Genomic DNA, 12533 nt, shown 5'->3' with positions numbered 1-12533 from the left:
TCAGATCTCCTGTTCCTCGGTGGCTGCGTGGAATTCCGCAGCCAAGGTGTCCAATTGCTGTGCCGTTCCTTGTTCACGCCACAATGGTTGCTCCTGCCCGGGAAGATAGATTCCGTGCTCGGTCAGCACAACGCGGGTGCCGGAACCCTCTGCTTGGAACTCGACGCTGGTGACCGAGACGGTCGACAGTCGATCTTCGGTATGCAGGGTCGAAGTCGTGAGGATGCGTTCGCCTGGCACGATCTCGACATAGCGTGCCTCATAAATCAGAATGCGCCCCTCTCCATCGACCCCCCTCACCGTCTCAACACCGCCAAGAACGAAGTCTTGAGAATGCTCCGCTCCTTGAGCCATCCAGCGTTTGCGTGCATCGGGGTTCGCCCAGGCGTCGAACACCCGCTCCACCGTTGCCGGATAGTGCCGCTCTAGCGTGAAGGTCGAATGCATTACACCCATCAGTTGCTTCCTTTCAGATAGTTATCGAGTTGGTCAAGCCGCAGTTCCCAGTCGGTGCGTTGAACGCTTAGCCAGCGCTCCGCCTGGCGCAGCGTCTCCGGTTCGATCCGGCAGTTGCGCACCCGGCCGACCTTCTCGGTGACGATGAGACCCGCCTTCTCCAACACCTGAAGGTGCTGCATCACAGCCGACAAAGACATCGCCAACGGCTCGGCCAAAGTCGACACCGCCGCCGGACCACGAACCAGCCGTTCGATGATCAACCGGCGGGTGTCATCGGCCAGCGCTTGAAAGACGCGACCGAGGACATCGGACTCAGATTGGTGAAGCATTTCCTTAACTGTTCTCGCTCAGACCGCAAAAGTCAAGTGCCTTCTTAACTAACGACAGAGCCTAGTCCGAGCCTGCAATCGATCTGGAGCTCCTGCCCGTTTGTCGAATGCTCCCCGGGGGAATGTTTCGTGTCAGACGGCGGCCTGCTCGACTAGTGCCCGAAGCCTGCTCTCTGTAGCAGCATCGGCTCCGGGGCTTCGCCACGGGGATCGCCTCCCGGAGGATCCATTTTCCTGGTTCCTCACCCTGGTCATCGAGGCGCGTCGCGGGTGTGCCTGCGCAGACAATCCGAAGCATCGCGTCGCCACGGCACCCTCGTCCTTCCCGACGACCTCACTGACGCCAGCCCGTTCACCGCACGCGGATCCTCGCTGCGGCACGGGAAGAGCAAGCTGCTGGACATCATGTTCACCCTCGAGCTCGCCCGCCGCATTGAAGGCACCGGCATCACCGCGAACTGTCTCGATCCTGGATTCAACGTCACCGGACTCGGCCGCGAGCTCGGATTCGCTTTTCCTTTGGAGAAGCTGCTTGAGGTGTGTCAAGGATCGTACGCTCGGTCATCCAGTACCGCCTGGTGGGCTTGTGAACCGGGACCTGCTAGCAGATCCCGGTTCGTGGGGGAGTGACGCGGGATCTGGTGACCGCACGGGGTGGGTCAGCAGCCACTCAGGGGGTCGCCACCGCGAAGGTGTCGCAGGCCTTGAGGTCACCACTCTGGTAGCCGGTGGTGAGCCACTTCTGCCGCTGGGCGCTGGATCCGTGCGTCCAGGACTCCTGGTTGGTTCGCCCCGTTGCAGCCTTCTGAATCCGGTCATCACCCACGGAGGATGCCGCCGAAAGCGCGTCGGTCAGGTCCTTCTGGGTGAGTTGCTTCAGGAATGGCTGGCCCGTGGTGGGGTCTTTGGTGGTGGAGGCATACCGCATCCAGATGCCTGCGTAGCAATCGGCCTGGAGCTCTACCCGGACGGAACCTGAACTGGCCCCCTGCGGGTCACTCTGGGCTTTGCTGATGGTGCCGAGGATGTCCTGAATATGGTGACCGAATTCGTGGGCCACGACGTACTCCTGGGCCAGCGGGCCGCCGGAGGAACCGAATTTGTCCACGAGTTCCTGGAAGAATCCGGGGTCGAAATACGCCTTCTTGTCGGCAGGGCAGTAGAAGGGCCCAACCGCCGTGCTGGCTGGCCCACAGGCGGTGGAGGTGCCGTTACTGAACAGAACGGTCGTGATGGGCGTGTACGTCGCTCCGCCGTGCTGTTTGAGGTATCCGGGCCAGAAGGCGTTGAGGCTGTTGGCGGTGGCCAGGATGCGGCAGTCCAGGCGGCTATTGGCGTCCGCCCCGGTTTTGCATTCGGAGACCGCGCCGGTGCCAGGCGGCAGAGCAGGCTGTTGTTGCGAGGATCCACCACCCACCATCCCGGCCACACTGTTGAGAATATCTGGATTGACTCCCAGCAGTCCTCCGATCAGCAGTACCAGGACTCCGCCGAGGCCGATGCCTACTTTGCCGCCGGTGCCCATCCCGGACCCGCGACGGTCTTCTACCTGTGAGGGATCGAGGCCAGCGCCTTCATTAAAACTCATAGTTCAACCATAGCCAAGGGGCGCCAACGGCGGCGAGGGCCCTCCAGTAGCGGAGGCCTTCTAGGATGGGGAGGATGCCGTTTCTTGACCGTGTGAATCACTGGGCGGATGTTGACCCGCAGCGCACCGCCCTCCGCCTGGGCGAGGCCTCGCTGAGCTACGCCCAGCTGCGGGCCGCGGTGGTCGCAGCCCTGCCGGACGCCCTGCCGTTGAGCGTTTTCCAGGAGCCAACCTCACTCGACCTGGTGGTGCGACTGGTGGCGGGCCTGGCAGGTACCCGGAAGATCTGCGTCCTGGATCCCGGCTGGCCTGAGGACCTGACGCAACGGGTCTGGGTGGAACTGCGCTCCTGGTGGGATGACCGAGCAGAGCGGATCAGCGAAGCCGCGCCGACTGACGAACTATCTGACGGTCCAGAAGACTCGATTTTCCTGATCGGGCTGACCTCCGGCACTTCCGGAACCCCCAAGGGCTTCGCCCGCAATCGCGGGTCCTGGCGGCGCTCTTTTGAAGCCGCCATCGACTATTTCGACCTGCGCGAGGGGGAGCGGATGCTCATTCCCGGGCCGCTGAGCGCCAGCCTCAACCTGTATTCGTTGGCTGAGGGCCTGTATGCGGGTGCCACGATTGAGCTGCTCAGCGAGTTCTCGGTGGCAGAGATTTTCGCGGCGCTGGATCGGGGGCTGACGGCGGGCCAGCCGGTCGAGCGGATCATTCTGGTGCCGACCATGCTCTCATTGTGCGCAGGCAGAGCTCTGGTGGCGGAGCGGCAGCACTCACCCCGTAACGACTCCGTGCGCACGGTCGTCTCCTCCGGCGCGAAGTTGAGCCCGGCCACGATGGCGGCTGTCCGCAGGTGGCTGCCCCAGGCCACAGTGTACGAATACTACGGAGCCTCCGAACTCGGATTCCTTGCTGCGGGTCTGGCCAGCGCTGGGATGGATCAGGACGGTACCGCGGTAGGCACCGCTTTCCCGGGGGTGGAGCTGGCCATCAGGGATCCAGCCAGTTCCGTCGAGTCGCTACCCGCCTGGATTCCCGGCGTCGTGCATGTGCGCAGCGAACTGGGTAGCGAAGGCTACCTCTGGGGGCACGATGACGAAGGGTTCCGCCGCCAGGATGGCTGGATGACGGTCGGGGATCTGGGCTATCTTACGGATCAGGGCGTGCTGCATATTCTGGGTCGGCAGAACGACATGTTGCTCAGCGGCGGGCACAATGTCTATCCCCACGAGGTGGAGCGGGCCCTCTGCGCGCTGTCCGGAATCGCCGATGCCGTGGTCGCGGGGATCCCGGATGCCGTACGCGGCGACAAACTGGTGGCCGGAGTCTTGCCGCGTGACCGCTTTGCTGCCCAGACGCTGACCAGTCGTGACCTCAAACAGGGCCTCGCCAGAACCCTGGCCGGGTACAAAATCCCGGTGCTGCTCTTTGAGCTTTCGGAGATGCCCTGGGGCACCGGGGGTAAACCTCAGCGAGGCCTGTTCCTACGCTGGGTGACCGAGGGGGATGACCGTGTCCGACGCATCGGCTGAACGCACGCCGCTGATCGTGGCCGTGGGTCGCACGGCCTTTGGCCGGGTCAACGGCCTGCACCGGGGACTTCGAGCTGAGCACCTCGCCGCGGGCGTACTGCGGCATCTTGCCGCCCAGCTGGCGGATCGTGGCCTGACACCGCCCGATGACGTCATCCTGGGCAATGCGGTGGGCGGCGGCGGGAATGTCGCGAGGCTGGCGCTGCTGGAGGCCGGACTCCCGGTGGAAGTGCCGGGAGTCAGCGTGGACCGGCAATGCGGTTCCGGGTTGGAAGCGGTGATCCAGGCCTGCCGTCTGGTGCAGGCTGGGGCGGGCAGCGCGTATCTGGCAGGTGGGGTGGAGAGCATCAGCACCGCCCCGGCCCGCGCCTTCCGTGGCGATACCGGCGAACTGGAGTTCTACGCCAGGGCCCGGTTTGCGCCGGACGTTCTGGGCGACCCCGATCTGGGACCGGCGGCTGATCAGCTGGCGGAACACCTCGGAATTTCGCGTGCCCGGCAGGACGCATACGCGCTGCTCAGTCATCAACGGGCCCTCGCCGCTGACCACGATGGGCAGTTCCGCGCCGAGCGGGTGGATGAACCCACTACCGCCGCTGGCAGCGATGAAGGCCTGCGCCCCCGGATCAATGCCTCATTACTGGCGCGCTTCGTTCCCGTCTTCAGTGAACACGGAACCGTGACAGCGGGAAATTCCTGCCAGGACGCCGATGGTGCCGCTGCCGTTCTGGTGCTCAGCGAGGCAGCCGCGCAGCGTGCCGGGTATCGCGGTGGTCTGCGCTTTGTCGCGGGCGCCTCCGCGGGCGTCCATCCCCGCCAGCCCGGTCTGGGGGCAGCCGCCGCGATCCGGAAGCTCGGCGGACTGTCACCTGACTTCAGCGGTGAGCGGGTGGAGATCGTCGAGGCCTTTGCTGCACAGGTACTGGCCTGCGCTGATGATCTGGGCCGGGACGCCGCGATGTTCAACCGGCAGGGCGGCGCACTCGCCTGGGGTCACCCTTACGGTGCCTCGGGCGCGATGTCGGTCCTACGGCTTTTCAGCCAGTGTGCGGAGGAAGGCCCTGCCATGGGGGCGGTTGCCGGGGCGAGCATCGCCGGTGGTCTGGGCGTGGCAGCCCGCTTCGAGTGGGTCGCGGTCTGAGGCCTGTCGGACGGCGCCAGCAATGAGAAATCTCAGTCTCCCAGACCGCGGGCGGCCAGCGCCTCCCCGGTCGCCGTGGCCAGGGCAACGGTCGCCATCGCCGTGGGCAGCGCGTGGGCGCGGAAGGACCGCTCCAGGCCGCGGGCCCTGGCGGCATCGTGCACATCCGCATAGGCACCGAGCAGATAGGGAATGCTCCGGAACATCAGGCTGACCGTCAGGGCAAACCGCTCCGGATCGGCACCCAGAACGCGCAGCGGCCGGCATAACAGGCCAAGACCGTCGAGCACCTCCTGGACAGGAGTGGTCAGGCTCAGCAGGGCGGCGGTGTAGACGCAGCTGAACAGGATCAGGGTGAAGCTGGCCGCGGTGAAACCGGCGTCACTGAGCGATCCGCCGCCCAGCGCGGCGGTGAGCAGTTGGTAGACGGTCACCAGAACCACCGCAGGCCAGAGCAGCCTGATCGGTCCCCACAGAGCCAGCCGCGGCAGCCCCGTCGAGGGGTAGGCCACGATGACGGCCAGCACCAGAGCCAGCTGAACGGCGAGGCGCAGCCAGCCCGCTGGCAGCCAGAGCGGAATCAGGGTGCACAGAATGCCGACCACCGCCACCGCCAGCAGCTTCAGCAGATACGGGGTGCGGTGCAGCCAGGATGTACCGGGCAGATACTGGCCGATCAGGAACGCGTGTCCACGCATCAGGACTGCCCCTCGGTGGACAGACCCGGGAACCTGCCGCGGACATTCGCCGCGGACCGCCCAGCCACCAGCCTCCGGTACTGGGCAATGCCACGGTGGGGTTCGCCATCGTACGCAATGGCCCCCTGATCCACCAGCAGCAGCCGGTCCGCGCTCGCCGCCCAGTCAAGGTCATGGGTGGCCAGCACCATATCCAGCGGCAGCTCCGCCAGCAATTGACGCAGCCGTTCGGTGTTCGCCAGATCCAGCAGGGTAGAGGGCTCGTCGAGGACCAGGATGCGTGGTTCCACCGCCAGAACACTGGCCAGGGCCACCAGCTGCCGCTCGCCGCCGGAGAGCGAGAACACACTGTTGTCTGCCAACGCAGCAAGCCCAAACCGGTCCAGCCAGTCCAGAGCCCTGGCACGGCGGGCCGATCGGCTCAGCCCGGTGCGGCGCAGCGACAGCTCCACGTCTTCCAGCGGCGTGGGCATCACCAGCTGGGAGAGCGGATCGGTGAACATGAACCCGACCAGCTGACGCACCTCGCGGCCGTTGACCACCGTGTCCAGACCATTCACGGTCACCGTCCCGCCGCTGGGCGGCACCAGACCATTGATCAGCCGGAGCAGGGTGGACTTGCCGGAACCGTTGGCTCCCACCACCGCGACTCGGTGTTCCCGCAGACTCAGCGTGAGTGGTTGCAGGATTGGCTGGGCAGGCTTCTGGTGATGGTTGGGGGAGTCCTCGCGGGGGATCTCCACCGAGGCAGCACGGAAATCAATGGTCACCGGGGGAGCCCGGGCCTCAGCGTCGGCGCAGCAGCGCAGGGAAGGCGCGGTGCAGGCTCAGCGCCACCAGCGCGGTGAGCACCACCTTGAGGACATCTCCGGGAACAAAGACCAGATCCGCGCCGAGTGCGGCGCCCGCGGCCAGCTTGCCATTGATGATCATTCCCAGGATTCCGGCGGCATGATCGACGACGAGCCCCACCAGCCCGGCGGCGATCAGCAGGGTTGGCTGCATCCAGCGGCGCGAACGGACCGCCAGCACGGCCAGCCAGCCGATGATCAGGGCCACGAAGGGGAAGGCGAGCAGATAGCCGGCACTGGGGCTGACCAGAATGGCGAGCCCGCCCCGGAATCCACTGAAAATCGGCAGACCCAGCAGGCCGATGACGGTGTAGAGGCCCACCGCGGCGAAGCCCCGGGCCGGGCCAAGTAGCAGGCCCGCGAGGGTGACCACGAAGGTCTGGAGCGTCAGCGGCACGCCCAGCAGGTTGCCGATCTGAATCGGCGGGACGACAGCGGAGACAACCATCAGGGCGGCAAACACGGCGATCAGCGACAGATCCTGCGCTCCCCAGCGGCGCCGGCGGGAGGTGGCTGTGACGGCAGTGGAGGCCGTTCGGTCGGTGGCCCGAGCGGCGCTGACCGGGCTGAGGCCGGGAGGGTTGGAGGCCATCGGTATGCTCCTATGCGGGTTTGGCTGATGAGCAGGCGGTCGGTGAGAGGGTTCGTCGGGGTTCGACTCAGTTCACGACTTTACCGTCTCCCCTGGCTGAAGAGCCTGTGTTGCGCAGACGGCGTAGACTGGATGGGTTTGGGTGCCGTACGCCGGGTTTGTTGGCGGTTCCGGAATGCCCCACTCGCCATCGTCCGCTGTGACGACCGTCCCCTGTCTGTCCGCTGAAAGGCCTCCCTCGTGATTACCGTCCAGAACCTTGAACTGCGTGCTGGTGCGCGCCTGCTCATGGACGAGGTGAGCTTTCGCATCGATAAGGGCGACAAGATCGGCCTGGTGGGTCGCAATGGCGCTGGCAAGACCACGCTGACCCGCGTTCTTGCCGGGGACGGGCTGCCCGCCGGTGGCACGGTGACCCGCTCGGGTGAGATCGGCTACCTGCCGCAGGATCCGCGTACACCGGATATGGATCAGTTGGCGCGGGACCGGATTCTGTCCGCCCGGAGCCTGGATGTGGTGATTTCCCGCCTGCGCGCCACCGAAGTGGAGATGGCCTCCGAGGACACGAAAATCCGGGACAAGGCCATGGCGCGCTATGACCGCCTGGAACAGGAATTTCTGGCTGGCGGTGGCTATGCCGCTGAGTCGGAAGCGGCATCGATCTCCTCCAACCTTGCGCTGCCGGACCGCATTCTGAACCAGCCGTTGAAGACGCTCTCGGGCGGTCAGCGCCGTCGTGTGGAGCTGGCCCGGATCCTCTTTTCCGGCGCGCAGACCATGCTGCTGGACGAGCCCACCAACCACCTCGATGCCGATTCCATCACCTGGCTGCGCGACTTCCTCAAGGCTCACCAGGGCGGTCTGATGGTGATCAGCCACGATGTGGAGCTGCTCGAGGCGACCGTCAACAAGGTGTATCACCTGGACGCGAACCGGGCGACGATCGACCAGTACAACCTGGGCTGGAAGAAGTACCTGACGCAACGTGAAACCGATGAGCGCGCCCGTAAGCGTGAGCGCGCCAACGTGGAGAAGAAGGCCGGGGTCCTGCTGGATCAGGCCAATAAGATGCGCGCCAAGGCGACCAAGGCAGTGGCCGCCCAGAACATGGCGCGACGCGCGGAGCGCATGTTGGCAGGTCTGGCCGAGGAGCGCACGGCGGACCGGGTGGCAGCGCTGCGATTCCCGGATCCGGCACCCTGCGGCAAGACTCCGCTGACCGCCGAGGGGCTGAGCAAATCCTACGGTTCGCTGGAAATCTTCACCGACGTTGACCTGGCGATCGACCGCGGTTCCAGGGTGGTAATCCTGGGTCTCAACGGTGCCGGCAAGACCACGCTGCTGCGCATGCTGGCGGGCGTCGACAAGCCGGATACCGGAACGGTGCTCCCGGGCCACGGCCTCAAGGTCGGCTACTACGCCCAGGAACACGACACGCTGGATGTCTCACGGACCGTGCTGGAGAACATGCGTTCCGCTGCCCCGGATCACCTGGGCGATGCGGATGTCCGTGGCATTCTGGGCTCGTTCCTCTTTGTGGGAGATGACGTCAACAAGCCGGCCGGTGTGCTCTCCGGTGGGGAGAAGACCCGCCTGGCACTGGCCACCATCGTCGCCTCGAGCGCCAACGTGTTGCTCCTGGATGAACCGACCAACAACCTTGACCCGGCCAGCCGCAAGGAAATCCTGGGCGCGCTGCGCAACTACTCGGGTGCCGTGGTGATGGTCAGTCACGACGAGGGGGCTGTGGAGGCGCTCAACCCGGAGCGCGTCGTGCTGCTACCGGACGGCGTCGAGGATCACTGGAGCGCCGACTACCTGGACCTCATCACTTTGGCCTGATCGGTCATCGGGACGGTTCCACCCTGGAACCCCTGGGCATCCAGGAGCTCGTCCTCGACCTCTACGGTGCGCGCGCGTCGGGCCTTCGTCTGTGCGATCGCGGCGCCGAAGACTGAGCCCGATTCCAGGGCTGCTTCCGCCTCGTCGTCTGCTTCGTCGCGCTCGATCTTGGCCTGCTGGTAGGCGACATAGCCGTAGCCGATGAAGAACAGGACGCCGAAGGCGAACCACTGCATGGCGTAGGAGAGGTTGGTGCCCTCATCGATGCTCGGCGCAGTGAATCCGACGGGCATTTGCGCAGCCGCCGGGGACTCGGAAGCGATCTGCAGATACGAGCCGCTCATCAGCGGGTAACCCAACTCCTGGGAGTAGTCGGGGAGGTTGATCGAGGCGATCTGACCTGCAGGTGCGCCCCGTGCCACGGTGGGTTCGCCAGCTTTGAGCCGGCCGACGACCGTCAGTTCTCCTGAGGCGGGCTGCGGCACAGTATCCGGGTGACCGGCCTCGCGGTCTCCGATCGGCAGCCAGCCCCGATCCACGATGACGGTCTCCCCGGTAGTGAGCCGGAACGGAACCACCACTTCGTAGCCCGGCTGGCCGTTATTTGGCCGGTTGCGGACCACTCGCTGCCCGTCCGTCAGATAGTGCCCGGTGAGGGTGATCGGCGTCCATTCCCTGGCCGGGTCGAATCTGGACAGCCAGGGTTTTGCCGTCGCGAAATCGACCGGGGTGGCCGTGTAGTTGGCGTTCACCCGGGCGATGCTGCGCACCACCTCGTCATGGCGTCCCAGCTGCCAGACGCCCAGGCCAGCGCAGACTGCTGCAAAGAAGGCGGTCAGCGCCAGATAGCCGAGCCACCGGCTGGTGAGCAGGAAACGGAAGTTCATCCCTGATCCTCCTCGGAGTGGGCGGGGGTAGAGGCGTCCAGCGGAACAGTGTCGCGCCAGAAATCGCGCAGGTGAAGATAATCCTCCAGCCAGGCGCGGTGTTCCTCACAGGCCAACCAGACCTTGAGGCGTTCCGGTGTGTGAACCTTCGGGTTGTTCCAGCGGACCTGCCAGTGCGCCAGTTCCCGGCAGCCCTTGCGGGAGCACCGGTTCTCCGGCACGATGGCACGGTGCGGGTGCCCCAGAGGGTCCGACTGTGAAAGAGAGTCGAGGAAACTCATGCTGCGCCGCCGTCCGCGGCTGGGCTGCTCGTGCCTGGGCCGGCCTCGGATTCGGCATCGTCCACGACCTCACCGCGCATCACCACCGGCCCGGCAGCATCCTGCGCATCGCCATCGTGCGCTGTGGTGCTGCCTTGGCCCAGCTCAGCCTGGGGTACGTGGTCAATCAGCGCGTTCTCCGCCGGGCGCTCCGTGTCGCCACCACCATTGGCGATCACGACGGCGAACCACGGCAGCAGGACGGCTCCCAGAATGGGAACCAGCTTCCACCAGCCGTCCACCACGAAGAGCAGGGCGAAGCAGACCAGACGGATGAACATGGCCAGGCCGTATTTGATCATGCGTGAGCGCATCTCATCGCTATGCGCGGTAGGAGCGTTCGTTATGTTCTGAACGGCCTCGCGGCGCCGGTCGTCTCTGCTCACGTTTCCTGGGTTCTGATGGACGGTGCATGGTTCAGTGCAGGCACTGGCGCGTGCAGGTGCAAGGGGCTGAATCTGGCCGATGGTGTGCGTCAAGGCTGACCGGCGAAAATTCTCAACTCTGTAGAAGTTGGCCCTATTCATTCTCCCACCGCCTCCCGGTGCCCACAAACACCGTGGGTCGTGCCCGGTGGGTCGGTCATCTGAAGGCTCAAGTAGGAGAGCAAACCGGAGCCGGATAAGATGCAAGACGAGCGCCAAGTACACGGCACCACCAGTCAGCAGACATCGGGAGAAACGAGTCCTCATCATGGCAGATTCCGTCACGGGTCGCAGTGTTCTGATCACCGGAGGGAATCGAGGAATCGGCCTGGCCATCGCCCGGGCCTTTCTGGCCAATGGCGACAAAGTGGCGGTGACCTACCGCAGCCCCACCGAGTTGCCCGAGGGGATTCTGGGCGTGCAGGCGGACGTCCGTGACCAGGCGAGCATCGACGCGGCGTTCACCGACGTTGAAGCTGCCCATGGTCCGGTGGAGGTGCTGGTGGCCAATGCCGGCGTGACCAAGGACACTCTGCTGCTGCGGATGAGCGAGGACGATTTCACCTCGGTCCTGGACACCAATCTGACCGGTGCCTTCCGCGTGATCAAGCGGGCCGCGAAGGGCATGATCCGGCTGCGCAAGGGCCGCGTCATCCTGATTTCCTCGGTGGTCGGTCTGTACGGATCCCCGGGGCAGATCAACTACGCCGCTTCGAAGGCCGGCATGGTTGGCATCGCCCGCTCGCTGACCCGCGAGCTCGGCTCCCGCAATATCACCGCCAATGTGGTGGCTCCCGGCTTCATCAGCACCGATATGACGGCCGAGCTGCCGGAGGAAACCCAGAAGCAATACCTGGCCAACGTGCCGGCTGGGCGCTTTGCCGAGGCCTCCGAGGTGGCCAACGTGGTTCGCTGGCTGGCTAGCGATGAAGCTGCCTACATCTCCGGGGCCGTGATCCCGGTCGATGGCGGCCTGGGCATGGGCCACTGACACCAGCGCAGCACTGGGAGTGTAGTCCCGACTGCATTGCCGTTTGAAATTCACAGTCGATTCGAGAAGAAGCACAGGACATCATGACTGATCACAACACCGCCGGCGTACCGGCAGGAAAAGTACTGGCCGGAAAAACCGCCCTCGTCACCGGATCATCCCGCGGAATCGGCGCCGATGTCGCCAAGAACCTCGCCGCCGAGGGCGCCGCTGTTGTGGTGAACTACCGGCAGAAGGCGCCGCGGGCCAATAAGGTCGTCTCCGAGATCGAGGCCGCCGGTGGCCGCGCTGCCGCTGTTGCCGGAGATCTGACCCAGGAAGCGGACGTTCAGGCCCTGGTCGATGCTGCAGTGTCGAACTTCGGTGGCCTGGACATTCTGGTACTCAACGCCTCCGGTGGAATGGAGTCCTCCATGGGGGAGGACTACGCACTCCGACTGAACCGTGACGCCCAGGTCTCGATGCTCAAAACGGCCACCGCGGTGATGCCCGCGGGTTCCCGAGTGGTCTTCGTCACGAGCCACCAGGCACACTTCATCAACCAGGTGGCCACCATGGATGCCTATGAGCCGGTTGCCCGCAGCAAGCGGGCCGGTGAAGACGCCCTGCGCGAATTCATCCCCGAGCTGGAGGCCAAGGGCATCAGTTTCGTCGTGGTCTCCGGGGACATGATTGAAGGAACCATCACCGCCACCCTGCTGGACCGGGCACAGCCGGGTGCCATCGAGGCGCGTCGCGCGGAGGCCGGCAAACTGTACTCCGTGGCGGAATTCGCGGCCGAGGTATCCGCCATGGTCACCGCCGAGGTACCCACGGGTCACACCGAGCTGGTCGGTGGCGCGGAGTCGTTCCTCAACCCCTGAAAATTCCTGGCG

Annotated in this window: 14 protein-coding genes; 5 read left to right on the top strand and 9 right to left on the bottom strand. The window is 65.3% G+C overall.

What is annotated here, in order from left to right; all coding sequences use genetic code 11:
- From QQM37_RS02985 to ypfJ, 3 genes are all read right to left on the bottom strand, one after another.
- A complete protein-coding gene (locus tag QQM37_RS02985) occupies nucleotides 1-456 on the bottom strand; it encodes an SRPBCC family protein (protein ID WP_285724873.1) in 456 nt (151 codons plus the stop codon).
- Nucleotides 456-788 (bottom strand): ArsR/SmtB family transcription factor, encoded by a 333-nt coding sequence (locus tag QQM37_RS02980; protein ID WP_285724871.1) that lies wholly within the window; start codon nucleotides 786-788, stop codon nucleotides 456-458. Before QQM37_RS02980 ends, QQM37_RS02985 begins: the two co-directional genes overlap by 1 nt.
- A gap of 670 nt (nucleotides 789-1458) precedes the next feature.
- The gene (gene ypfJ / locus QQM37_RS02975; RefSeq protein ID WP_285724869.1) at nucleotides 1459-2376 is read right to left on the bottom strand and encodes a KPN_02809 family neutral zinc metallopeptidase; all 918 of its coding nucleotides are present in this window, start codon (nucleotides 2374-2376) and stop codon (nucleotides 1459-1461) included.
- A 74-nt stretch (nucleotides 2377-2450) separates the two neighbouring features.
- Between ypfJ and QQM37_RS02970 the strand changes: the two genes are divergently transcribed.
- Both QQM37_RS02970 and QQM37_RS02965 read left to right on the top strand, forming a co-directional pair.
- Nucleotides 2451-3911, top strand: a complete 1461-nt coding sequence (locus QQM37_RS02970) for an AMP-binding protein (RefSeq protein WP_285724867.1) — start codon at nucleotides 2451-2453, stop codon at nucleotides 3909-3911.
- Complete coding sequence (locus QQM37_RS02965) at nucleotides 3886-5052, top strand: thiolase family protein (protein WP_285724865.1); 1167 nt, start codon at nucleotides 3886-3888, stop codon at nucleotides 5050-5052. The genes QQM37_RS02970 and QQM37_RS02965 overlap by 26 nt, the downstream gene beginning before the upstream one ends.
- 32 nt (nucleotides 5053-5084) lie before the next feature.
- On the opposite strand, the gene QQM37_RS02960 is transcribed toward QQM37_RS02965, so the two are convergent.
- Genes QQM37_RS02960 through QQM37_RS02950 form a run of 3 tightly spaced genes read right to left on the bottom strand, consistent with a single transcriptional unit; the run spans nucleotide 5085 to nucleotide 7193 of the window.
- Complete coding sequence (locus QQM37_RS02960; RefSeq protein WP_285724863.1) at nucleotides 5085-5750, bottom strand: energy-coupling factor transporter transmembrane component T family protein; 666 nt, start codon at nucleotides 5748-5750, stop codon at nucleotides 5085-5087.
- Nucleotides 5750-6520 carry an energy-coupling factor ABC transporter ATP-binding protein gene (locus QQM37_RS02955; RefSeq protein WP_420030113.1) on the bottom strand — a complete coding sequence of 257 codons (771 nt, stop codon included), beginning with the start codon at nucleotides 6518-6520 and terminating at the stop codon, nucleotides 5750-5752. The genes QQM37_RS02960 and QQM37_RS02955 overlap by 1 nt, the downstream gene beginning before the upstream one ends.
- Before the next feature lie 16 nt (nucleotides 6521-6536).
- On the bottom strand, nucleotides 6537-7193 hold the full coding sequence (locus tag QQM37_RS02950; RefSeq protein WP_285724861.1) for a biotin transporter BioY: 657 nt from the start codon (nucleotides 7191-7193) through the stop codon (nucleotides 6537-6539).
- 240 nt (nucleotides 7194-7433) lie between these two features.
- Here QQM37_RS02950 and QQM37_RS02945 point away from each other — a divergent pair, with 240 nt between their 5' ends.
- Entirely contained in the window at nucleotides 7434-9035 is a 1602-nt protein-coding gene (locus QQM37_RS02945) for an ABC-F family ATP-binding cassette domain-containing protein (RefSeq protein ID WP_285724858.1), read from the top strand.
- On the opposite strand, the gene QQM37_RS02940 is transcribed toward QQM37_RS02945, so the two are convergent.
- The 3 genes from QQM37_RS02940 to QQM37_RS02930 are packed head-to-tail and all read right to left on the bottom strand — an operon-like array spanning nucleotide 9008 to nucleotide 10628.
- Nucleotides 9008-9922, bottom strand: coding sequence for an SURF1 family cytochrome oxidase biogenesis protein (locus QQM37_RS02940; RefSeq protein WP_285724856.1), 915 nt, complete (start codon nucleotides 9920-9922; stop codon nucleotides 9008-9010). The genes QQM37_RS02945 and QQM37_RS02940 overlap by 28 nt on opposite strands.
- The gene (locus QQM37_RS02935) at nucleotides 9919-10203 is read right to left on the bottom strand and encodes a hypothetical protein (RefSeq protein ID WP_285724855.1); all 285 of its coding nucleotides are present in this window, start codon (nucleotides 10201-10203) and stop codon (nucleotides 9919-9921) included. Before QQM37_RS02935 ends, QQM37_RS02940 begins: the two co-directional genes overlap by 4 nt.
- Nucleotides 10200-10628, bottom strand: a complete 429-nt coding sequence (locus QQM37_RS02930; protein WP_285724853.1) for a DUF3099 domain-containing protein — start codon at nucleotides 10626-10628, stop codon at nucleotides 10200-10202. The genes QQM37_RS02935 and QQM37_RS02930 overlap by 4 nt, the downstream gene beginning before the upstream one ends.
- A 307-nt stretch (nucleotides 10629-10935) precedes the next feature.
- On the opposite strand from QQM37_RS02930, the gene QQM37_RS02925 reads away from it, so the two are divergent.
- Both QQM37_RS02925 and QQM37_RS02920 read left to right on the top strand, forming a co-directional pair.
- A complete protein-coding gene (locus tag QQM37_RS02925) occupies nucleotides 10936-11658 on the top strand; it encodes a beta-ketoacyl-ACP reductase (RefSeq protein WP_285724851.1) in 723 nt (240 codons plus the stop codon).
- A gap of 83 nt (nucleotides 11659-11741) precedes the next feature.
- The gene (locus tag QQM37_RS02920; protein WP_285724849.1) at nucleotides 11742-12521 is read left to right on the top strand and encodes an SDR family oxidoreductase; all 780 of its coding nucleotides are present in this window, start codon (nucleotides 11742-11744) and stop codon (nucleotides 12519-12521) included.
- The last annotated feature ends 12 nt before the right edge of the window (nucleotides 12522-12533 follow it).

The organism is Psychromicrobium xiongbiense (genome assembly GCF_030271165.1).
In the GTDB taxonomy this organism is placed as follows: domain Bacteria; phylum Actinomycetota; class Actinomycetes; order Actinomycetales; family Micrococcaceae; genus Renibacterium; species Renibacterium xiongbiense.
This window is presented reverse-complemented; position numbering and strand designations above follow the sequence as displayed.